The organism is Bordetella genomosp. 6 (assembly GCF_002119705.1).
Taxonomy (GTDB): Bacteria; Pseudomonadota; Gammaproteobacteria; order Burkholderiales; family Burkholderiaceae_B; genus Bordetella; species Bordetella bronchiseptica_F.
In genome coordinates this window covers 2909839-2930571 of record NZ_CP021107.1, presented here as the reverse complement: position 1 = coordinate 2930571, position 20733 = coordinate 2909839, and the positions used below count along the sequence as shown (strand labels likewise).

The window sequence follows — 20733 nt, the reverse complement described above, 5'->3', positions numbered from 1 at the left end:
CCCGAGCCAGGAGGCACCATGAAAAAGATTGCCGCGTTGATCATCGCCCTGGCTGCCGCGCCGGCCCTGGCCAAGCTGCCGCCGCCTTCGCCGGAGGCCGCGGCCAAGGCCAAGGAAACCGCCGCCAAGGCGGCCTGGTCGGGGAAGATGGATGCCTTCCGGCTGTGCCGCGTGCAGGACGAAGTGGCGGCTACCTACTTCGAGCGGGCCAAGGCGGCCGGCAAGACGACCCGGGCGCCCATGGCCACGCCCGAGTGCAAGGATCCGGGGCCGTTCGTCTACAACGCGGAAGACAAGCCGCGCGAAGCATCGGGGGCGCATTCGCCGGCCGATACGGCGGCCAAGCCGCCCAGCACCCCCGCGCCGGCTGCCGAGCAGAAACCCGGCCAGTAAGTCCGGGCGGCGAGCCGCGCGCCGCCCGCCGTCTCAGGCGGGGCGCGCGCGCCGGACCTTCTTGCGCGCGAAATCCCACCAGGGCAGCACGCGCCGCATCGACAGCACCTGGCCCGTCTGGGCCGGCGCATAGCCCGGAATGGCCGCCAGCGTGGCCTGCCAGGCCGGGCTGCGCAGGATGGCCAGCAGCGCCTGCGTGGATGGCTGGTCCAGCGTCGACTTCAGGCACACCAGGAAGTAGTTCTCGCGCACCAACGGAATGAAATCCAGCCGTTCGCGGTGCGCCGCCGGCTCGATACCCAGGCCCGCATCGGCGCTGCCCGAGACAATGGCGTGGGCGACCGCCGCGTGCGAGGGCTCGGTGCGCTCGTAGCCGGCGATGGCAGCGGGTTTCAACCCGGCCTGTTCCAGCAGCTCGTCGAACAGCACCCGGGTGCCGGTGCCCAGCGCGCGGTTCACGTAGCGCACGCCGGAGGTGGCCAGGTCGGCCAGCGACGCGATGCCATGCGGGTTGCCGCGCGCCACGATCAGCCCCTGGCTGCGCTGCGCGAAGCCGATGATCTTGTGCAGGCCGGGCTGCAGCATGGGCTTGTAGGTGCGCTCGGCCAGCGAGCCCGGCCCCGGCGCCTCGCGGGTGTGAAAGCCTGCCATGACGCAGCGCCCTTCGTTCAGGGCGCTGATCGCGTCCACGCTGCCGGTGAAGCGGATGTCCAGGTGCAGCTTGGCGCTGGCCACCGCGTGCTCGCGCAGCGCCTGCAGCGCGTTGTCGTGGCTGGCATACAGGGGCACGACGTGGGCGGCGTCGTCGAAGGCCACCGCGAACGCGCGCTCGAGGTCGGCGCGCAAGGCGTTGATTTGCGGCGCCAGGCGCGCCTGGGCCTGGCGCTCGGCCCACAGCAGCTTCTCGCCGAATTCGTTGAGCCGCGCCGGCTGGCCCTTGTCCCAGACGATCAGCGTGCGGCCCAGGGTCTGTTCCCATTTTTTCAGTTCGCCCCAGACATGGCGGTACGACAGGTCCAGCGCCTTGGCGGCGGCCGAAATCGAACCGTGCTCGCGCACGGCCGACAGCAGGTCCATCAACGCGTTGCGCAGCAAGGCGGGGCGGGGGTCGTTCGGACCCAGGGAATAGGAGATCTCGATGTGGCGCACGCGGCAAGTATGCCCGAAATGCGGGGCTTGCTGCGGGCGCCGGCGGCAAGCCGTCCTCGCGGCGGCAGGCTGCCTTCCGGCCTATGCAAATTTGTTCATATGGCCGGGTCCGCGGCCCTGCGATACGCTCCGGCAATTAACAAAATGAAGTAAGCGAATACATTGTCAGAGAGCCTTGCCATTGCGTTGCGTCTGATCGTATCCGGCGATCCGGTCCTGATGGCCATCGTGGGACGCTCGCTGGCCGTCAGCGCGACGGCCTGTGTGCTGGCCTGTCTGATCGGCATGGCGGCGGGCGGGTGGCTGGGCGTTGCGCGCTTTCGTGGCCGCGGCATCGTGCTGACGCTGCTCAACACTTCGCTGGCGCTGCCTTCCGTGGTGGTCGGGCTGGCCATCTACCTGCTGCTGTCGCACTCCGGCCCGCTGGGGTTTCTCGGCTGGCTGTTCTCGTTCAAGGCCATGGTGGTGGCGCAGACCATCCTGGTCGTTCCCATCGTCACCGCGCTGGTGCGCCAGACCATCGAGGACGCCGAACGCCACCACGGCGAACAACTGCGTTCGCTCGGCGCGCGTCCGGGCATGCTGAGCCTGCTGCTGCTGTGGGACGAGCGCTTCACCCTGCTCACCATCGTCATCACGGCGTTTGGCCGGGCGGTGTCGGAGGTCGGCGCGGTGATGGTGGTGGGCGGCAACATCGACGGCTATACCCGCGTGATGACGACCGCCATCGCGCTCGAGACCAGCAAGGGCGATCTGCCGCTGGCCATGGCGCTGGGCGTGCTGTTGCTGCTGGTGGTGCTGCTGCTCAACATCCTTGCCGCGCTGGTGCGGCGCTGGCGCCTGCGCCGCGATACGGGTCTGGCCGGCCTGTATGGCCGGCACGCGCGGAGCGTGGCATGACGGTGCTGTTCGACCTGCGCGGCGCCGACGTCTACTACGGTCCGGTGCATGCCCTGCGCGCGGCCGAACTGCGCATCCGCGCCGGCGAACAGGTGGCGCTGGTCGGCGCCAACGGCAGCGGCAAGAGCACCTTGCTGCGCCTGCTGCACGGGCTGGTGACGCCGCGCGCGGGCCAGGCGCAATGCGCGGCGCGCGCGCGCCAGGCCATGGTGTTCCAGCAGCCCTACATGCTGCGCACCTCGGCGCAGAACAACGTGGCCCTGGCGCTGTGGCTGCGCGGCATGCGCTGGCGCGATGCGCGCGCGCGGGCGCTGCACGCCCTGGAGCGCGTCGAACTGACCGAGCTGGCCGGCCGCAACGCCAAATCCATGTCGGGGGGCCAGCAGCAGCGCCTGGCGCTGGCGCGGGCCTGGGCCCTGGAGCCGGAAGTGCTGCTGCTGGACGAGCCCACCGCCAGCCTGGACCCCCATGCCAAGCGCGACGTCGAATCGTTGATGGAACAGTTCGCGCGGCCGCGCGACGGGCTTGCGCCGGCCATGATCTTCAGCAGCCACAACCTCGGCCAGGTCAAGCGCCTGGCCCAGCGTGTCATCTACCTCGAGCGCGGCCGCATCGTGGCCGACCTGCCGGTGGATCAGTTTTTCAACGGGCCGCTGCCCGAAGCGGCGGCATTGTTCGTCAAGGGAGAACGCATACCATGAACATCCTCAACGCAATCCGCCGCGGGCTGGCGCTGGCCGGCCTGGCCACCGCGCTGGCCGCGCCGCTGGCGGCGCGGGCCGAGACCATCGTCATGGCCTCCACCACCTCGACCGAGCAATCAGGCCTGTTCGGGCACCTGTTGCCGGCCTTCAAGAAGGCCAGCGGCATCGATATCAAGGTCGTGGCCCAGGGTACCGGCCAGGCGCTGGACATGGCGCGGCGCGGCGACGCCGATGTGCTGTTCGTGCACGACCAGGTGGCCGAGGAAAAATTCGTGGCCGACGGATACGCGGTCAAGCGCTACCCGGTCATGTACAACGATTTCATCCTGGTTGGCCCGGCCAAGGACCCGGCCGGCGTCAAGGGCAACGACATCGTCGCCGCGCTGGGCAAGCTGGCCAAGGACAACGCCGACTTCATCTCGCGCGGCGACAAGAGCGGCACGCATGCGGCCGAACTGCGGTTCTGGAAGCAGACCGGCTCGGACAACAAGGGCAGCGGCTACAAGGAATGCGGCTGTGGCATGGGGCCGGCGCTGAACATGGGCTCGTCGATGAATGCCTATGTGCTTTCCGACCGGGGCACCTGGCTCAGCTTCAAGAATCCGGGCGAGCTGAAGATCCTGGTCGAGGGCGACAAGCGCCTGTTCAACCAGTATGGCGTGATGGTGGTCAATCCGGCCAGGTTTCCGCACGTCAAGGCCAAGGCCGCGCAGCAGTTCGTCGACTGGGTGACCTCCAAGGCCGGGCAGGATGCGATCGCCGGCTACCAGGTCAACGGCCAGCAGTTGTTCTTTCCCAACGCCGACAAATAGGCCCGGGCGCATGGCCGCCCCGCGGTGCGGCGCCCGCCTGGCCGGTGGAGCCGCCGGGCGGGGCTTTCCCCGAATGCTTGCCGGTCCAGGGTAGTGCTTTCAATACTAGGATAACAGGTGTGATTGTACTAGCTTGAGAGGCTCGGCATAATCGAGTCGAACGTCGCTTCGACGTATGCCCGGCGCATGCCGGATGTTCCTCTCAAGAGTGCTTCCATGGCCCAAACGCTTTACGACAAACTCTGGGACGCCCACGTCGTCCACCAGGAATCCGACGGAACCTGTCTGCTCTATATCGACCGCCACCTGCTGCACGAAGTGACCAGCCCGCAGGCGTTCGAAGGGCTGGCGCTGGCCGGACGCCAGCCGTGGCGCGTCGGGGCCAACCTGGCGGTGGCCGATCACAACGTCCCCACGCTCAACCGTGCCGAGGGCATCGAAGATCCGATCTCGCGCCTGCAGGTCGATACGCTGGACGACAACTGCGCCAAGTACGGCATCACCGAATTCCGCATGAATGACCTGCGCCAGGGCATCGTGCACGTCATCGGCCCGGAGCAGGGCGCGACCCTGCCCGGCATGACGGTCGTCTGCGGCGACTCGCACACCAGCACGCACGGCGCGCTGGGCGCGCTGGCCTTCGGCATCGGCACTTCCGAGGTCGAGCACGTGCTGGCTACGCAGACGCTGCTCATGAAGAAAGCCAAGAGCATGCAGATCAACGTCGAGGGCGAACTGCCGTTCGGCTGTACCGCCAAGGACGTGGTGCTGCACATCATCGGCATCATCGGCACGGCCGGCGGCACCGGCCACGCCATCGAATTCTCCGGCAGCACGATCCGCGGCCTGTCCGTCGAAGGCCGCATGACGGTGTGCAACATGGCCATCGAGGCCGGTGCGCGCTCGGGCATGGTGGCCGTCGACGACAAGACCATCGAGTACTTCCGCGGCCGCCCGTTCGCGCCCGTCGGCGTGCTGTGGGACCAGGCCGTCTCCTATTGGCGCACGCTGCATTCGGACGCCGGCGCGAAGTTCGACCGCGTCATCAACGTCGATGCGCGCGACATCAAGCCGCAGGTCACCTGGGGCACCTCGCCCGAGATGGTGCTGCCCGTCGACGGCCGCGTGCCCGATCCCGATCGCGAGAAGGACGACGTGCGCCGCAGTGGCATGGAGCGCGCGCTCGAGTACATGGGCCTCAAGCCCAATACGCCGCTGGTCGATATCCGCGTCGACCGCGTCTTCATCGGCTCGTGCACCAACTCGCGCATCGAAGACCTGCGCGCGGCCGCGGCCGTGGCGCGCGGCAAGCGCGTGGCCGCCAACGTGCGCCAGGCCATGGTGGTGCCGGGTTCCGGACTGGTCAAGCAGCAGGCCGAGCGCGAGGGGCTGGACAAGATCTTCATCGAAGCCGGCTTCGAGTGGCGCGAGCCGGGCTGTTCGATGTGCCTGGCCATGAACGCCGACCGCCTCGAACCGGGCGAGCGCTGCGCCTCGACTTCCAACCGCAACTTCGAAGGCCGCCAGGGGCAGGGCGGGCGCACGCACCTGGTCAGTCCGGCGATGGCCGCCGCCGCCGCGGTGGCAGGCCATTTCGTCGACGTCCGTTCGTTCCGTTGATCCAGGATTCCAACATGCAAGCATTCACCCAACACGAAGGCCTGGTGGCGCCGCTCGATCGCGAGAACGTCGACACCGACCTCATCATCCCGAAGCAATTCCTCAAGTCGATCAAGCGCGCCGGCTTCGGCCCCAACCTGTTCGACGAACTGCGCTACCTGGACCATGGCGAACCCGGCATGGACAACAGCAAGCGTCCGCTCAACCCGGATTTCGTGCTGAACCAGCCGCGCTACCAGGGGGCGTCGGTGCTGCTGGCGCGCAAGAACTTCGGCTGCGGCTCCAGCCGCGAGCACGCGCCCTGGGCGCTGACCCAGTACGGCTTTCGCGCCATCATCGCGCCGTCCTACGCCGATATCTTCTTCAACAACAGCTTCAAGAACGGCCTGCTGCCTATCGTGCTGGGCGAGCTGGAGGTCGCGCGCCTGTTCGACGAGGTCAAGGCATTTCCCGGCTTCAAGCTGAACATCGACCTGGAGCGCCAGGTCGTCATTGCGCCGGACGGCCGCGAGCTGGGCTTCGATATCGAACCGTTCCGCAAGTACTGCCTGCTCAACGGCCTGGACGATATCGGCCTGACCCTGCGCCAGGCGGACAAGATCCGCGCCTTCGAGGCCGAGCGCCTGGCTCGCCATCCGTGGCTGGAAAGCCGCCCGGTCGCCTGACGCGTTGCCTGCCGGCCCGCCGTCCGCGCCGAGCGCGCACGGCGGGCCCTTGCCTTTTTTCCGCTTACAGGAATTTTTCATGACTCATCAGATCGCAGTCCTCCCCGGCGATGGCATCGGCCCCGAAATCGTCGAGCAGGCCGAGCGCGTGCTCAAGGCGCTGGACCTGCCGCTCGAACTGCGCCAGGCCCCGGTGGGCGGCGCGGCCTTCGACCAATTCGAGCATCCCCTGCCGCCGGCCACGCTGGAACTGGCGCAAGGCTCGCACGCGGTGCTGTTCGGCGCCGTGGGTGACTGGAAGTACGACACGCTGCCGCGCGAATTCCGCCCGGAGCAGGCCATCCTGGGCCTGCGCAAGGCGCTCGGACTGTTCGCCAATCTGCGCCCGGCGATCCTCTACCCTGAGCTGGCCAGCGCCTCTTCGCTCAAGCCCGAGATCGTGTCCGGTCTCGACATCCTGATCATCCGCGAACTGACCGGCGACATCTACTTCGGTACGCCGCGCGGCGTGCGCACGGCGGCCGATGGCGCCTTCGCCGGCGAGCGCGAAGGCTACGACACCATGCGTTACGCCGAGTCGGAAGTGCGCCGCATCGCGCGCATCGGCTTCGAGTCGGCCCGCAAGCGCAACAAGAAGCTGTGCAGCGTCGACAAGGCCAACGTGCTGGAAACCTCGCAGTTCTGGCGCGACCTGGTGATCGAAGTCAGCCGGGATTATCCCGACGTGGAACTGTCGCATATGTATGTCGACAACGCCGCGATGCAACTGGTGCGCAATCCGCGCCAGTTCGACGTGATCGTGACCGGCAACCTGTTCGGCGACATCCTCTCGGACGAAGCCGCCATGCTGACGGGTTCGATCGGCATGCTGCCTTCCGCCTCGCTGAACGCCGCCGGCCAGGGCCTGTACGAGCCCAGCCACGGATCGGCCCCCGACATCGCCGGGCAGGGCATCGCCAATCCGCTGGCCACCATCCTGTCGGCCGCCATGCTGCTGCGCTATTCGCTGGACCTGGCCCCGCAGGCCGACCGCGTTGAGGCCGCCGTGCGCAAGGTGCTGGCCGACGGCCTGCGCACCGCCGATATCCACGAGGCTGGCACGACCAAGGTGTCCACCTCGCAGATGGGCGACGCCGTGCTCAAGGCCCTGGGCTGAGCCGCAGCGCCCGGCGTCGCTGCCGGGTGCGCCCATTGTGCGAAAGGCCGCGATTTTTGCGGCTTTTTCGCACAATTTGTCCCTATATTCTCGGATGCAGCGCAACATCGGTGCGCACATTCTGATAAATTGTTCAGGTTGCAGGTTCTTTTCTTTCTACCGATACCTTTTTAAGAGCTCTAGAAATGACGCAAGCAGTAGGCCTCGTCGGTTGGCGCGGTATGGTCGGTTCCGTTCTCATGCAGCGCATGCGCGACGAGAACGACTTCGCACTCATCGAACCCGTATTCTTTTCCACCAGCAACGCCGGCGGCGCCGCGCCCGCCTGGGCCGAAGGCGCGGGCCCGTTGCAGAATGCCTACGACATCGACGCTCTTAAGAAACTGCCGATCATCGTCACCGCCCAGGGCGGCGACTACACCAGCGAGGTCTATCCCAAGCTGCGCGGCGCGGGCTGGCAAGGCATCTGGATCGACGCCGCCAGCACCCTGCGCATGGCCGACGACGCCATCATCGTGCTCGATCCGGTCAACCGGCCGGTGATCGACGCGGCGCTCAAGCGTGGCGTGCGCAATTTCGTGGGCGGCAACTGCACGGTCAGCTGCATGCTGATGGGCCTGGCCGGCCTGTTCAACAACGACCTGGTCGAGTGGATGACCTCCATGACCTACCAGGCCGCCTCGGGCGGCGGCGCGCAGCACATGCGCGAACTGCTCACCCAGTTCGGCCTGCTCAACCAGGCAGTCAAGCCCTTGCTCGACGATCCGGCCGCGGCCATTCTCGATATCGACCGCGGCGTGCTGGCGCGCCAGCAGGATCCCTCGCTGCCGCAGGAGCATTTCGGCGTGCCGCTGGGCGGCAACCTGATCCCCTGGATCGACAAGGATCTGGGCGACGGCATGTCGCGCGAAGAGTGGAAGGCCGAGGCCGAGACCAACAAGATCCTCGGCCGCGGCGCGGCCTTCGGCACGCCGGCCACGCCTATCGACGGCCTGTGCGTGCGCATTGGCGCCATGCGCTGCCATAGCCAGGCGCTGACCATCAAGCTCAAGCGCGATGTGCCGCTCGACGAGATCGAGGACCTGATCGCGGCCGGCACGCAATGGGCCAAGGTCGTCCCCAACACCAAGGAAGACACGGTGAAGGCGCTGACGCCGGTGGCCGTGACGGGCACGCTGGATATCCCGGTGGGCCGCCTGCGCAAGCTGTCGATGGGGCCGCAGTACCTGGGCGCCTTCACGGTCGGCGATCAATTGCTGTGGGGTGCGGCCGAGCCGCTGCGCCGCATGCTGCGTATCGCGCTGGCCGAAGCCTGACGCGCTGCGCCGGCGCGCATGGCAGGACACAAGGGCGCCCGCGGGCGCCCTTGTCGCTGGCGCGCCGTTTTCGGCGGCAAGGGCCGCGGGTTTGTGAATCGTGGCCGATCCATTACACTTTTCCCCTGCATTTGCCGGCCATTCGCTCTGACCACGGAATCCTCATAAATATGCGTTCGACCTTGCGCCCTCTGCAGCCCGCCCGCCGCTCACAGGCCCTTTCGTGGGCCCTCGTCCTGGCGCTGGGGGCCGGGGCCACGGGGGCCGAAGCGGCCAGGCTCGGGCATGCGCGGGTGGTTTCGCCGCCCGGCGCTGGCTTGCAGGTCGTGGTGCCCCTGCTCGAACTGAGCGCCGACGACCTGGCTACCCTGCAGGTTTCGCTGGCCGACGAAGCAGCCTGGCGCCAGGCCGGCCTGACCCCGCCTGTGCCGCTGTCCAGCGCTACCGTGCGCGTCGAGCCGGGCGCCGACGCGTCGCGCCGCAACGTGCGTATTTCTTCCACCCAGCCGCCCGCGGGCAACGCGGTCGACGTGCTGCTGGACCTGCGCTCGGGCGCCGGGCAGCGGCAGGTCCAGGTCACCATCCTGGTGCCGCCGCGCGGCAGCGCCGCGCGCGTGGCGCCGGCCAGCGTGGGTACGCCCGCGCCGGCCGGCCAGGCCAGCGCCAGCTCGATCGACGTGCGGCGCGGCGATACGCTGTTCGGCATCGCCCAGCGCAATGCCGTGGCCGGCGCCAGCGTCTACCAGATGCTGGTGGCGCTGTGGCGCGCCAATCCCGAGGCCTTCATCCAGAACAACATGAACCTGGTGCGGGCCGGCGAAACGCTCGACATCCCCGACGCGGCCACGGTACGCGCCATCGATCCGGCCGAAGCGCGGCGCATTTTCGCCCAGCACGCCGAGGCCTTCGCGCGCTATCGCGGCCGCGCCGGCGCGCTGGCCGCGGGCAGCGCGGCCGTCAGCGGCGCCGGCGAGGCCGGCGCGGGCCGGCTGGGCAGCGCGTCGCAGGCCGAGGCGGCCGGCGCCGCCACGGCGCAGGACCGCCTGCGCCTGTCCAGCGCGCAGGGCGGCGCCAATGCGCAGGCCGATGCCGCGGGCGACGCCCGGGCCTCCGACGCGCGCGCGCTCGATGACGCCCAGCAACGTGTCGACAAACTGCAATCCAACGTCGATGCGCTCAGCCAGGCGGCTGGCGCCGGCAAGACGGCGGGCGGCGAGGGCGGCGCGTCCGCCAGCGCCTCGGCGGGCGCCGGCGGCCAGCCCGGCGCCGATGGCAAGGCCGGCGCCGATGGCAAGGCCGGCGCCGATGGCAAGCCTGGATCGGACGGCAAAGCCGGATCGGATGGCAAGCCGGGCGCCGATGGCCAGGCGGGCGCCGACGGCAAGCCTGGCGGCGCCGCGACCGGCGCGGGCGCGGCTTCCCCGGCTGGCGGGCCATCCGCTGGCTCGGCCGGCGGCAAGGGCGCCGCGGCCGCGGGCAATGGGCCTGCCGCGCCTGGCGCCGCGGGCTCGGCGCAGGGGAACACGTCCGGGTTGTCGCTGCCCGGCGGCGCGGCCGGGCAGGACGGGCAAGCGGGCAAGGGCGAACCGGCCCAGGGCGGCATGCCCGGCTGGCTGGCCGACAATCTGCTGGCCATCGTTACCGCGGTGCTGGCGCTCATCGTCTTCATCGTCGCCTGGGCCTTGCGCCGCGCCGGCGCCCGCCGCGACGACGACGACGAGGCCTCGGCGGCCTATCCGGAGCCCGCGCTGGACACGGCTGCGCTCACGCGCAAACTGGACTCGATCAGTCTCGACCTGGACGAGCCGCCCACCGACGAACCCCGTCCCGGCGGCAAGCGAACCTGATTCATGGCCCGCATTGCATTGGGGCTGGCCTATGACGGCTCGGCCTGGCAGGGTTGGCAGACGCAGCCGCATGGCGTGACCGTGCAGGATCAGGTCGAAGCCGCGCTGGCTTCGTTTGCGGGCGGCGGCGGGCCGGTGGCGACGGTCTGCGCCGGACGCACCGACACGGGCGTGCACGCCGCCATGCAGGTCATCCATCTCGATACCGATTTGCAGCGTCGCGACGAATCCTGGGTGCGCGGCGTCAACGCCTTCCTGCCGCCCAGCATCGCCGTCCAATGGGCGCGTCCGGTGAGCGAGGCCTTTCATGCGCGCTTCTCGGCGCGCTCGCGCACCTACGTCTACCTGTTGTGGCGCGGGCGCGTGCGGCCGGCGCTATGGGCCGGCCGGGCCGGCTGGTCGTTCCAGCCGCTGGATGTGCCGGCCATGCGCGCCGCGGCCCGCGCGCTGCTGGGCGAGCACGATTTCTCCAGCTTCCGCTCCTCGCAATGCCAGGCGCGCCACCCGGTGCGCACGCTCCACCGCCTCGACATCGACGAGCGCGGCGCATTCCTGGTGTTCACGCTGCGGGCCAACGCCTTTCTGCACCACATGGTGCGCAATCTGGTCGGCGCCTTGCTGCAGGTGGGGCAGGGACGCGAACCGGTGGCCTGGATGGAGGCCTTGCTGCGCGCGCGCGACCGGCGGCTGGGCGCGCCCACGTTCATGCCTGACGGTTTGTACCTTTCAGCGATCGAATACCCGGCGGAGTTCGGTTTTGACGAACTCGATGGTGGGATAACGCTGCTCTCGCCATTTACCGGCCCTTTAGGGTAATCAGCAGGGCGGCAAGACGGCCCGATCCCGATATCATTGCGGACGAAAAAAAAGCGGAACCCTCTATCAGGTTCACCGCGTGCGGCCGTTTTACGCAAACGGTCCGCGCTCAGCGCATTCTTCCACACCCAGGAGACATCCGTAATGCAACGCCGTTCGTTCCTCAAGCAGGCCACATTGGGCGCCGCCGCCGGTGGCGCGGCCCTGGCGGCCCCCGCCCTGGCGCAAGATTCCCCCACCATCCACTGGCGCCTGGCCTCCAGCTTTCCCCGCAGCGCCGACGCCATCTTCACGGGCGGCGAAAACCTGGCCAAATACGTAAATGAAGCCACGGACGGCAAGTTCAGCATCCGCGCGTTTCCCGCCGGCGAGATCGTGCCCGCGCTGCAAGTCCTGGACGCGGTCCAGAACGGCACCATCGAGTGCGGCCACACCGCCTCGTACTACTACTTCGGCAAGGATCCGGCGCTGTGCTTCGACGGCGCGGTGCCGTTCGGCCTGAATACCCGCCAGATGAACGCCTGGATGCGCCACGGCGACGGGCTGAAGCTGACGCGCGAGTTGTTCCAGAAGTACAACGTGGTCAATTTCCCGTGCGGCTACACGGGCACCCAGATGGGCGGGTGGTTCCGCAACGAGATCAAGTCTGTCGACGACCTGAAAGGGCTGAAGTTCCGCGCCAGCGCGTTCGCCGGGGCGGTGCTCTCGCGCCTGGGCGTGGTGCCGCAGCAGATTGCCGGCGGCGATATCTATCCCGCCCTGGAAAAGGGCACCATCGACGCGGCCGAATGGATCGGCCCGTACGACGACGAGAAACTGGGCTTCCACAAGGTGGCCAAGAACTACTATTTCCCCGGCTGGTGGGAGGGCACGCTGCAGGTATCGCTGTACGTCAACCAGGACGTCTACAACCAGCTGCCCAAGCATTACCAGGCCGTGCTGGCCCAGGCCGCGGCGGCCGCCACCAACGACATGATCGCCAAGTACGACGCCGAGAACCCGGCGGCCTTGCGCCGCCTGGTGGCCGAGGGCGCCCAGCTCAAGGCGTTCCCCAAGTCCGTCATGGAGGCTTGCTATACGCAGTCCCAGGCGGTCTACAAGGAATTCTCGGACAAGGATCCGATGTTCAAGCGCATCTACGAAAGCATGGTGGCTTTCCGCGACAATGAGATCCCCTGGTTCCGCGTGGCCGAAGGCAGCTACGACGGGTTCATGGCGACGGTGGCGCGGGGCAAATAAACCCGTTTCGACGCCACGCGGGCCGGCCGGACCGCCACAGGATATAAAATTCCCAGGTTTGGCCCGGCGCGGCGCCCGTCAAGAGCGGACGCGGCCCGTGGTTCCACGCACGGCGGCAACGGCCTGGCAATCCCAAAGCGGCCGCGTGCTTATCCCGGATGCCTGATGTCCAGGCGCCGGGCAAGAAGCCTTTTTTCAAGATATTCCCATCATGAAAGCATTACTCGCCTTATCGCGCGGCATAGACGCGCTGAACCTGCGGGTCGGCCGGGCCGTGACGTGGGTCACCTTGCTGGTGGTGCTGGTCAGTGCCGGCAACGCCGTGGTGCGCAAGGTGTTTCATACCAGTTCGAACGCCTGGCTGGAGTTGCAGTGGTACATGTTCGGCGCGATGTTCCTGCTGACCGCGGGCTACACGCTGCTGAAGAACGAACACGTGCGGGTGGACATTCTGTCCTCGCGGCTGCCGCGCTCCAAGCAGATCTGGATCGAGATCTTCGGGGTGGTGTTCTTTTTGCTGCCGGCGTGCACCCTGATCATGGTGCTGTCGTGGCCGGTGTTCATGGATTCGTACCTGAGCGGGGAGCTGTCGTCGAACTCGGGCGGGCTGATTCGCTGGCCGGTCAAGCTGTTGATTCCGGTGGGGTTTGCGCTGCTGGTGCTGGCCGGGCTGTCGCACCTGATCAAGTGCATCGGGTTTTTGCGCGGACTGTGTCCGGACCCGACCGCGCGCGAGGGCAGCAAGAGCGCCGAGGAGCTGCTGGCCGAGGAGATTGCCCGCGAAGCGCTGGAGCGCGAGTCGGCCGCCCAACAACAACGTCATAACAACGAAGGCCGCTGATCATGGAGTTTCTGATAGCCAATCTGGCGCCGATCATGTTTGCGACGCTGGTGCTGTTTCTGCTGCTGGGTTTTCCGGTGGCGTTCGCGCTGGCGGCCAACGGGATTCTGTATGGTCTGGTGGGCATCGAGCTGGACCTGCTCAGCCCGGCGCTGTTCCAGGCGTTGCCGCAGCGGGTGTTCGGCATTATTTCCAACGACACGCTGCTGGCGGTGCCGTTCTTTACCCTGATGGGGCTGGTGCTGGAGAGATCGGGCATGGCCGAGGACCTGCTCGAGACGATCGGCCAGGTGTTCGGTCCGTTGCGCGGGGGGCTGGCGATCGCGGTGGTGTTCGTGGGCGCGATGCTGGCGGCGACCACCGGCGTGGTGTCGGCCTCGGTGATCTCGATGGGGCTGATTTCGCTGCCCATCATGCTGCGCTACGGGTATGACAGGCGGCTGGCCAGCGGGGTGATCGCGGCCTCGGGCACGCTGTCGCAGATCATTCCGCCCTCGCTGGTGCTGATCATCCTGGCCGACCAGCTGGGCCGCTCGATCGGGGACATGTACCGCGCGGCGATGGTGCCGGGGTTCGTGCTGGCGGGGCTGTACATCGCCTACATCGTGATCGTCTCGCTGATCAAGCCCTCGGCGGCGCCGGCGCTGCCCGAGGAGGCGCGCACGTTTCGCGAGCCCAACGGCTCGCGCGGGGGGCGTTCGCTGCTGGTGCTGATGCTGATCTCCTCGCTGTCGGCCTACGTGCTGGGCCAGTGGCTGGAGAACGACACGGCGCCGGTCGATGAGCAGGTGGTGGTGAGCCTGCTGCTGTGGGGTCTGACGGCGTTCGTGATCGCGATCGCCAACAAGGTGTTTCGCCTGAGGATGCTCTCGGCGCTGGCCGAGCGGGTGACCTTCGTGATGATCCCGCCGCTGTTCCTGATTTTCCTGGTGCTGGGCACGATCTTCATCGGGGTGGCCACGCCCACCGAGGGCGGGGCGATGGGGGCGGTCGGGGCGATCATCATGGCGCTGATCCGCCGGCGGCTGACGCTGGACCTGCTCAAGCAGGCGATGGACACGACCACCAAGCTGTCGTGCTTCGTGGTGTTCATCCTGGTGGGCTCGACGGTGTTCGGGCTGACCTTCCGCGGCGTCAACGGCGACCTGTGGGTCGAGCACCTGCTGATCGGGCTGCCGGGCGGGGAGTGGGGGTTCCTGATCGTGGTCAGCGTGCTGACCTTCGTGCTGGCGTTCTTCCTGGACTTCTTCGAGCTGGCGTTCATCATCGTGCCGCTGCTGGGCCCGGTGGCCGACAAGATGGGCATCGACCTGATCTGGTTCGGGATCATCCTGGCGGTGAACATGCAGACCTCGTTCATGCACCCGCCGTTCGGCTTTGCGCTGTTCTACCTGCGCTCGGTCGCGCCCAAGGACGCCTACAAGGACAAGATCACCGGCAAGATCATCCAGCCGGTCACCACCGGCCAGATCTACTGGGGCTCGGTGCCGTTCATCGTGATCCAGCTGTTCATGGTGGCCGCCGTCATGCTCTTTCCCGGCATGGTCATGCACTACAAGGGCGGCCAGTCCACCGTCGATCCGGCCAGCGTGAAGATCGAGATCGAAAGCAATTATGGAACTAACATCTATGGAGACGAAAGTCCCGATCCCGGGGCGGCGTTCAAATAGGTAGCACGGTAGTCATGCGTACACGCGTCAAAATCTGCGGGCTGACCCGCGAACAGGACATCGCCAGCGCCGTCCAGGCTGGCGCCGATGCCATCGGCTTCGTGTTCTATCCGCCCAGCAAGCGCCATGTCGATCCGGTCCGCGCGGCGCAGCTGCGCCGCGCGGTGCCGGCCTTCGTCGATGTGGTGGCCCTGTTCGTCAACCCGCGGCCAGACGAGGTCCAGGCCGTGCTGGACCACGTGTCGCCCGACCTGCTGCAGTTCCACGGCGACGAGAGTCCGCAGGAGTGCGGCCGCTACGGCCGTCGCTACCTGCGGGCCTTTCGCGCCGGAGCCCCCGGCCTGGACAGCGCCGCCGGCCTGGCCGCGGCCTGTCGCCAATATGCCGACGCGGCTGGATGGCTGTTCGACAGCTACAGCGCCGGCTATGGCGGCAGCGGGCAGGGTTTCGACCACGGCCTGCTGGCCGGCGTGCAGGCCGATCCGGCCTCGCGCGCCGTCGTGCTGGCCGGCGGGCTGCACCCTGGCAACGTCGCCGACGCCGTGCGCGCCGTGCGGCCGTGGGCGGTCGATGTCAGCAGCGGCGTGGAGGACGCGCCCGGCATCAAGTCGGCCGACAAGATCCGGCAACTGATGGCGGCGATAAAAGACGTCGACCAAGTTGCACGCTGAAAAAAAGCCATATATAATTCTTCTTCTTTGCAGGCGGTTAGCTCAGTTGGTTAGAGCGCTACGTTGACATCGTAGAGGTCGTTGGTTCGAACCCAATACCGCCTACCAGAATTTGCGTCATGCCCGGCATGGCAAAAAAAGCCGCCAGATCCTTGATCTGGCGGCTTTTTCCATTGCCGCGGACAAACCGCGCCCGGGCAGGCCCGGGGCGGCTACCCGGCTGGCCTGTCCGGTTGGGCCTGTCCGATTGGGTCTGTCTATGGGTTGAAGTCGGGCTCTCCATACGGAAAGTAGTTTTCGACCTTGACGTTGCGGTAGGGCAGCGCGTCCAGGTGGACGGTGCCCAGGAACGGGTGGGGCGGTTCGACCAGGATGATGGCGCGGGCAAAGCCGCTGTCGTCGAAGCCGCGCCGGAAGTGCGCCCGCGACTTGATGACGAAAATATCGAAGTCCGACAGCTTCATCCCCATTTGCTCGAGCATTTCACGTTCGGTGATTTGCATGAGATAGGCGCTTACCACCAGGACATTGCCGTCGCCGAACGCGACGGTGTACCAGTCCGAGCGGCTGTTGGTCCCGTCCTGCGATTGGCCGTGGCCCAGTATCCGCCCCTGTACCTGGACGGGCTGCCCGGCCGAGTCGTCGACGCGCCCGCCCACGTGCTCGTCGAAGGCGTCGCCGGCTCGCGCGCCGCGCTGCTTGAGCCGGCTGACCAGCTCGTAGTCGGCCACCGTGGCGATCAGGGTGCGTCGCGCGCCGGTGCGCACGAGCTCCTGCAAGGTCCAGGTGGCGGCGCCGGAACGGTCGCTGTAGTCGGCCAGCACGACCGGCGAATTGCCCTTCGCGGTTTCCTCGTAGGCGCTGGCCACGCCGCGTTCGATCGGTTCGATGCGGGCGGCCTTGAGCAGGTCGTGGCGCGCGCGCCACGCGGCCTGGGCCATGTCGCGCGCAATCCGCTGCCCCAGTTCGGGCTTGCCATTGGTCAGCGTCTGGATGGTCATGCCGACATCGGGCACGTCCGCCCAGGGAAAGCCGAAGAAGACGTTGACGTAGGCGTCGGGCTCGCGGGCTTCCCAGGTCAGGGCGCGGTGCACCAGTTGCAGCCACGGCGAGGTTCCGCCCGTCCACTGGAGCACGGTGGGCGTGAGGATGGGAACCTTGATCGTCATCGTCGCGGGCCGGTATTCGCCGCGGATCGCGCGCACCATGGTGCGCGCGGCGCGCTCGCCCTGCAAGTGCATGTCATAGTGCGGGAAGTACTTCACGCAGAATGCCAGGTCGGCGGCCTGCAGGAATTGTTCGTCCTCGTTGCCGTGTGGATCGAATGTCGCGGCCAGGATGGCGGCGTCGCCCACGACCCGGCGCACCCGCCGCGCGATATCGGCCTCCGGCCGGTCGACGCCGCGCACCGCCATGGCCCCGTGCAACGCCATGTACACGCCGTCGAACGGGCCGCGTTGCGCCAGATCGTCGAGCATGATGCCGAGGAAGTGTTCGTAGGCTTCGTGGGTGACCCAGCCCGAGCCGATGCCGGTCTTGGGAAAGAGCGGCGACTCGATGCCGACCAGTTCGACTTCGGAGTATTCCCGGGCGCATTGCACGAAGCCGCCGAGATAGCCTTGGGCGTCGTAGCCCAGCAGCGCCTCGTCGCGGCACGGCGATCCATCGAATACGAAGTCATCGAGCTCGGTGTCCCGTTCGAGAAACGTGACGGTTTCGTGGGAAAAATGAAGGACCGCGATACGGGTTTTCTGCATGGCTGGCATCGTGAAGGGGTTGATGCGCCACGGGCGCCCGTGGGCGCCGCGTGGTCTTGCTTCGGTCGGCGCCGGCGTGGATGGCGACGCCGCGATCATGGCTCAGTTCTGTTTTTCTATCCCGGCCTCGGCGATGACCTTGGCCCATTTCTGCTGTTCGGCGCCGATGAAGCGGCGGAAATCGTCGCCGAAGACGGTGCCGGCAGTGCCGCCGGCCGCGCCCAGGTCGCGGCGCAGGGCGTCGCTTTGCATCACGGTTTTCAGCGCGGCCGAGATTTTCTGCACGATCGGGTCCGGGACGCCCTTGGGCAGGATCAGTCCGCCCCAGGAGATATTCTCGAAGCCCGGCAGGCCCGACTCGGAGAAAGTCGGAATATCGGGATGGGCGGCGTCGCGTTCGCGCGAGGTGATGGCCAGCGCCTTGAGCTTGCCGCTTTCGACCAGCGGCATCGCGACCGAAATGTTCGTCACGGTGTAGTCGATGCGGCCGCCGGTGAGATCCTGCAGGGATGCCGGGTCGCCGTTGTACGGGACGAACAGGACATCGATGCCCGCCATGCTCTTGAGGAGTTCGCCGCCCATGTGGCCGCTGCTGCCGATGCCGGCGGCCGCGTAGCTCAGCTTGCCGGGCGCCTTCTTGGCGGCCGCGATGAGCTCGCCAAGGTTCCTGTAGGGCGAGTTGCCTGGCACGACCAGGACGTTCGCGACCGAGAACATGGCGCCCACGGGCGTGAAGTCCGCGTCGGCGTCATAGGGCAGTTTGTTGAACAGCGCCGGATTGACCGTCAACGTATTGATGTTGCCATAGCCGAAGGTCGAACCGTCCGGGCGCGCGCGCTTGATGCTGGCCATGCCGATCGAGCCGGCCGCGCCCGGCTTGTTCTCGATGACGATATTGGCGTTGAGCGCCTTGCCCAGATGCGTCATCGTGATGCGCGTGAAGATGTCGGCGGAGCCGCCCGCCGCCGACGGGATGATCATGGTGATGGGCTTGTCGGGCCACGTCTCGGAGGCCGGTTGCGCCGCAGCCGGGCAGGACAGCGCCAGCGCCGCCGCCAGCGCAAGGGTTCGGGTGAGTGTCATGGCAGATTTCCAATGGATGGGACGAAGTGGGTAGGTATGCGCTGGCGCGGTCCGGCCGTCGAGCGGCCGGGCGGATTTCATCCGGCGCGCGCGCCGACGAGCGCGCTTGCTGTCCTAGACATTTTGTCTCGTGATAGACTTATTTTCAACAACGAGCAGGGGCTTTCAGCGTAAACCCCTAAGCGCGGCGGGAAGGCGGCCGCTTCCCGCCGGGACGATCGGCCCTGTCCGTGCATCGCGGCGGCGCATCATCGATCGCTACAATACCGGCCTATCGTCGAGGGACCACTCATGGCAAAGAGGCAGGGCAGCAAGGAAAACCAGGCCTTGGTCGAGCAAGTCATGCAGATCGCGGCGGGGCTGGGCGAGACCCTGGCGCCGTTCACCGAGGTGGTGGTGCACGACTTGCGCACGCCCAGGCACGCCATTCTTGCCATCCACAACAACCTGTCGGGCAGGACGGTCGGCGATCCCGCCACCGAACTGGGCCTGGCGCGCATCGCCGATAACAACTATCCGCAGATCATCGCCAACTACCCGAACAAGTTCGCCGACGGGCGCCGCTCGAAAAGCACGTCGATCGGCATCAAGGACAGCGAGGGGCGCTACGTCGCGGCGCTGTGCCTGAACGTGGACGTGACCTTGTTCAAGGGGCTGGCAAGCATCCTGGAGAAGTTCTCCAGCGTGGAAGGCGACACCGTGAGGGAATCGCTCGACCCGGCCAGCGCCGACGCCATCCGGGCGCGGATCGACCAGTTCGCGCTCGACCTTGCCACCACGCCGCAGGCGCTTGGCGCCGAGCACCGGCGGGCACTGATGCAGCAGCTCAGGGACGAGGGATATCTCGACCTGCGGCGCGCCAAGGAAACCGTGGCCGAACACCTGGGCGTGTCCAGGGCCACCGTGTACAAGGCGATCAAGTAGGCGGCCACAGCCTGGCCGCGCCTGCGCCTATCGGACGAATTTGCATTGTTTGAAAGTCGTGATTTCCATCCCGGGCTATCTTTGCTGCACTTTCGGGAGAGGAAACCATGCAACCACTTTTCAAGCGCTGCGGCGCGGAGTTTTTCGGTACGTTCTGGCTGGTTCTGGGCGGTTGCGGCAGCGCCGTGCTGGCCGCCGGGGTGCCGCAGGTCGGCATCGGCTACGCCGGCGTGGCGCTCGCGTTCGGCCTGACCGTGCTGACCATGGCCTACGCCGTGGGCCATATATCCGGCGGGCACTTCAATCCGGCGGTCACGGTGGGGCTGGCGGCGTCGGGGCGTTTCGGATGGCGTGACGTGCCGCCGTACATCGTGGCGCAGGTGGTGGGCGCCATCGTGGCGGCCGCCACGCTGGCCAGCATTGCGCAGGGCGTCGCGGGTTTCGACCTGGTGGCCAGCAAGTTCGCCGCCAACGGTTATGGCGACCACTCGCCCGGCAAGTATTCGATGCAGGCCGCGCTGATCTGCGAGATCGTGCTGAGCGCCGGATTCGTGTTCGTCATCCTGGGCGCAACCGACAAGCGGGCGCCTGCCGGGTTCGCGCCGATCCCGATCGGGTTGGCGCTGACGCTGATCCACCTGATCAGCATTCCGGTCACCAATACCTCGGTCAATCCGGCGCGTTCCACCGGCCCCGCGCTGTTCGTCGGCGGCTGGGCCCTGGAGCAGTTGTGGCTGTTCTGGGTGGCCCCCATCGCGGGGGCGCTGGTCGGTGCGCTGGCGTACCGGCTGGTGGGCACGCCCAGCGCGCAGCGCTGAGGCCGGCACGGGCGGCGGCCTCGGCGCCGCCGCATCTTACATGGGCAGGGCGTCGTCGTCCTCGTCTTCGTCGTCCTGCTCGAGGGCGTCGTAACCTTGCCAGGTCAGGCGCCAGGCGCCGCCGTCGACCGCCTTGACCAGGCCGGCATCGGCCATGATGTCCAGGTGATGCGCCACCCATTCCGCGGCGACGCCATTGCCGTTCTCGTCGACGACGGCGGTTTCGATCTGGTCGATGGCCAGGGCAGGAAGATCGGCGTCGGCGATGGTGCGCAGGATGGCAACCACCAAATCGAAGTCGCGTTGCATGGGAGAACCTCTGATATCGGAAAGAAAGATCGTTGACGTTACC

At 67.4% G+C, this 20733-nt stretch carries 20 protein-coding genes and 1 tRNA gene; 17 read left to right on the top strand and 4 right to left on the bottom strand.

Annotation, left to right across the window (positions count from 1 at the left end; genetic code table 11):
* Positions 1 to 18: 18 nt before the first annotated feature.
* Complete coding sequence (locus CAL11_RS13715; RefSeq protein WP_033463830.1) at positions 19 to 393, top strand: hypothetical protein; 375 nt, start codon at positions 19 to 21, stop codon at positions 391 to 393.
* Positions 394 to 426: 33 nt separating this feature from the next.
* Here the strand turns inward: CAL11_RS13715 and CAL11_RS13710 are convergent, their stop codons facing one another.
* Positions 427 to 1542 (bottom strand): substrate-binding domain-containing protein, encoded by a 1116-nt coding sequence (locus CAL11_RS13710; RefSeq protein ID WP_086093250.1) that lies wholly within the window; start codon positions 1540 to 1542, stop codon positions 427 to 429.
* Positions 1543 to 1704: 162 nt separating this feature from the next.
* Between CAL11_RS13710 and CAL11_RS13705 the strand changes: the two genes are divergently transcribed.
* The 14 genes from CAL11_RS13705 to CAL11_RS13640 all read left to right on the top strand — a co-directional run bounded on the left by CAL11_RS13705 (position 1705) and on the right by CAL11_RS13640 (position 15907).
* Complete coding sequence (locus tag CAL11_RS13705; RefSeq protein ID WP_033463836.1) at positions 1705 to 2442, top strand: ABC transporter permease; 738 nt, start codon at positions 1705 to 1707, stop codon at positions 2440 to 2442.
* Positions 2439 to 3143: an ABC transporter ATP-binding protein gene (locus CAL11_RS13700; protein ID WP_033463839.1), complete on the top strand. Its 705-nt coding sequence runs from the start codon at positions 2439 to 2441 to the stop codon at positions 3141 to 3143. Before CAL11_RS13705 ends, CAL11_RS13700 begins: the two co-directional genes overlap by 4 nt.
* Positions 3140 to 3958 (top strand): substrate-binding domain-containing protein, encoded by an 819-nt coding sequence (locus tag CAL11_RS13695; RefSeq protein WP_033463842.1) that lies wholly within the window; start codon positions 3140 to 3142, stop codon positions 3956 to 3958. The genes CAL11_RS13700 and CAL11_RS13695 overlap by 4 nt, the downstream gene beginning before the upstream one ends.
* Before the next feature lie 216 nt (positions 3959 to 4174).
* Complete coding sequence (gene leuC, locus CAL11_RS13690; protein WP_033463845.1) at positions 4175 to 5578, top strand: 3-isopropylmalate dehydratase large subunit; 1404 nt, start codon at positions 4175 to 4177, stop codon at positions 5576 to 5578.
* 14 nt (positions 5579 to 5592) lie between these two features.
* Positions 5593 to 6243 carry a 3-isopropylmalate dehydratase small subunit gene (leuD, locus tag CAL11_RS13685; protein ID WP_010926388.1) on the top strand — a complete coding sequence of 217 codons (651 nt, stop codon included), beginning with the start codon at positions 5593 to 5595 and terminating at the stop codon, positions 6241 to 6243.
* A gap of 79 nt (positions 6244 to 6322) precedes the next feature.
* Positions 6323 to 7399: a 3-isopropylmalate dehydrogenase gene (gene leuB / locus CAL11_RS13680; RefSeq protein WP_033463848.1), complete on the top strand. Its 1077-nt coding sequence runs from the start codon at positions 6323 to 6325 to the stop codon at positions 7397 to 7399.
* Positions 7400 to 7584: 185 nt separating this feature from the next.
* Entirely contained in the window at positions 7585 to 8715 is a 1131-nt protein-coding gene (gene asd / locus CAL11_RS13675) for an aspartate-semialdehyde dehydrogenase (RefSeq protein WP_003812646.1), read from the top strand.
* 170 nt (positions 8716 to 8885) lie between these two features.
* Entirely contained in the window at positions 8886 to 10562 is a 1677-nt protein-coding gene (locus CAL11_RS13670) for a FimV/HubP family polar landmark protein (protein ID WP_167382497.1), read from the top strand.
* 3 nt (positions 10563 to 10565) lie between these two features.
* Positions 10566 to 11378, top strand: coding sequence for a tRNA pseudouridine(38-40) synthase TruA (truA, locus tag CAL11_RS13665; RefSeq protein ID WP_086093248.1), 813 nt, complete (start codon positions 10566 to 10568; stop codon positions 11376 to 11378).
* 144 nt (positions 11379 to 11522) lie between these two features.
* Positions 11523 to 12617, top strand: coding sequence for a TRAP transporter substrate-binding protein (locus CAL11_RS13660; protein ID WP_033465515.1), 1095 nt, complete (start codon positions 11523 to 11525; stop codon positions 12615 to 12617).
* 211 nt (positions 12618 to 12828) lie between these two features.
* Positions 12829 to 13458, top strand: coding sequence for a TRAP transporter small permease subunit (locus CAL11_RS13655; RefSeq protein ID WP_068926546.1), 630 nt, complete (start codon positions 12829 to 12831; stop codon positions 13456 to 13458).
* Positions 13459 to 13460: 2 nt separating this feature from the next.
* On the top strand, positions 13461 to 15128 hold the full coding sequence (locus CAL11_RS13650; protein WP_086093247.1) for a TRAP transporter large permease: 1668 nt from the start codon (positions 13461 to 13463) through the stop codon (positions 15126 to 15128).
* 14 nt (positions 15129 to 15142) lie between these two features.
* Positions 15143 to 15799 (top strand): phosphoribosylanthranilate isomerase, encoded by a 657-nt coding sequence (locus tag CAL11_RS13645; protein WP_086093246.1) that lies wholly within the window; start codon positions 15143 to 15145, stop codon positions 15797 to 15799.
* Between the two features lie 31 nt (positions 15800 to 15830).
* Positions 15831 to 15907 (top strand) — tRNA-Val (locus CAL11_RS13640).
* A 149-nt stretch (positions 15908 to 16056) separates the two neighbouring features.
* Here CAL11_RS13640 and CAL11_RS13635 read toward each other — a convergent pair.
* Positions 16057 to 17556: a M81 family metallopeptidase gene (locus tag CAL11_RS13635; protein WP_244172809.1), complete on the bottom strand. Its 1500-nt coding sequence runs from the start codon at positions 17554 to 17556 to the stop codon at positions 16057 to 16059.
* A 102-nt stretch (positions 17557 to 17658) separates the two neighbouring features.
* Positions 17659 to 18639 (bottom strand): Bug family tripartite tricarboxylate transporter substrate binding protein, encoded by a 981-nt coding sequence (locus tag CAL11_RS13630; protein ID WP_279629033.1) that lies wholly within the window; start codon positions 18637 to 18639, stop codon positions 17659 to 17661.
* A gap of 291 nt (positions 18640 to 18930) precedes the next feature.
* Between CAL11_RS13630 and CAL11_RS13625 the strand changes: the two genes are divergently transcribed.
* A complete protein-coding gene (locus CAL11_RS13625; RefSeq protein WP_003812619.1) occupies positions 18931 to 19563 on the top strand; it encodes a helix-turn-helix transcriptional regulator in 633 nt (210 codons plus the stop codon).
* A 107-nt stretch (positions 19564 to 19670) separates the two neighbouring features.
* On the top strand, positions 19671 to 20381 hold the full coding sequence (gene aqpZ / locus CAL11_RS13620; RefSeq protein ID WP_033461389.1) for an aquaporin Z: 711 nt from the start codon (positions 19671 to 19673) through the stop codon (positions 20379 to 20381).
* Positions 20382 to 20417: 36 nt separating this feature from the next.
* Here the strand turns inward: aqpZ and CAL11_RS13615 are convergent, their stop codons facing one another.
* Positions 20418 to 20690 carry a hypothetical protein gene (locus CAL11_RS13615; RefSeq protein ID WP_033461390.1) on the bottom strand — a complete coding sequence of 91 codons (273 nt, stop codon included), beginning with the start codon at positions 20688 to 20690 and terminating at the stop codon, positions 20418 to 20420.
* Positions 20691 to 20733: the final 43 nt, after the last annotated feature.

Coding starts and splice junctions, on each gene's coding strand:
- CAL11_RS13715 (WP_033463830.1), top strand. CDS start 19: ATGAAAAAGATTGCCGCGTTGATCATCGCCCTGGCTGCCGCGCCGGCC.
- CAL11_RS13700 (WP_033463839.1), top strand. CDS start 2,439: ATGACGGTGCTGTTCGACCTGCGCGGCGCCGACGTCTACTACGGTCCG.
- CAL11_RS13695 (WP_033463842.1), top strand. CDS start 3,140: ATGAACATCCTCAACGCAATCCGCCGCGGGCTGGCGCTGGCCGGCCTG.
- leuC (WP_033463845.1), top strand. CDS start 4,175: ATGGCCCAAACGCTTTACGACAAACTCTGGGACGCCCACGTCGTCCAC.
- leuD (WP_010926388.1), top strand. CDS start 5,593: ATGCAAGCATTCACCCAACACGAAGGCCTGGTGGCGCCGCTCGATCGC.
- leuB (WP_033463848.1), top strand. CDS start 6,323: ATGACTCATCAGATCGCAGTCCTCCCCGGCGATGGCATCGGCCCCGAA.
- asd (WP_003812646.1), top strand. CDS start 7,585: ATGACGCAAGCAGTAGGCCTCGTCGGTTGGCGCGGTATGGTCGGTTCC.
- CAL11_RS13670 (WP_167382497.1), top strand. CDS start 8,886: ATGCGTTCGACCTTGCGCCCTCTGCAGCCCGCCCGCCGCTCACAGGCC.
- truA (WP_086093248.1), top strand. CDS start 10,566: ATGGCCCGCATTGCATTGGGGCTGGCCTATGACGGCTCGGCCTGGCAG.
- CAL11_RS13660 (WP_033465515.1), top strand. CDS start 11,523: ATGCAACGCCGTTCGTTCCTCAAGCAGGCCACATTGGGCGCCGCCGCC.
- CAL11_RS13655 (WP_068926546.1), top strand. CDS start 12,829: ATGAAAGCATTACTCGCCTTATCGCGCGGCATAGACGCGCTGAACCTG.
- CAL11_RS13650 (WP_086093247.1), top strand. CDS start 13,461: ATGGAGTTTCTGATAGCCAATCTGGCGCCGATCATGTTTGCGACGCTG.
- CAL11_RS13645 (WP_086093246.1), top strand. CDS start 15,143: ATGCGTACACGCGTCAAAATCTGCGGGCTGACCCGCGAACAGGACATC.
- CAL11_RS13635 (WP_244172809.1), bottom strand. CDS start 17,556: ATGCAGAAAACCCGTATCGCGGTCCTTCATTTTTCCCACGAAACCGTC.
- CAL11_RS13630 (WP_279629033.1), bottom strand. CDS start 18,639: ATGACACTCACCCGAACCCTTGCGCTGGCGGCGGCGCTGGCGCTGTCC.
- CAL11_RS13625 (WP_003812619.1), top strand. CDS start 18,931: ATGGCAAAGAGGCAGGGCAGCAAGGAAAACCAGGCCTTGGTCGAGCAA.
- aqpZ (WP_033461389.1), top strand. CDS start 19,671: ATGCAACCACTTTTCAAGCGCTGCGGCGCGGAGTTTTTCGGTACGTTC.
- CAL11_RS13615 (WP_033461390.1), bottom strand. CDS start 20,690: ATGCAACGCGACTTCGATTTGGTGGTTGCCATCCTGCGCACCATCGCC.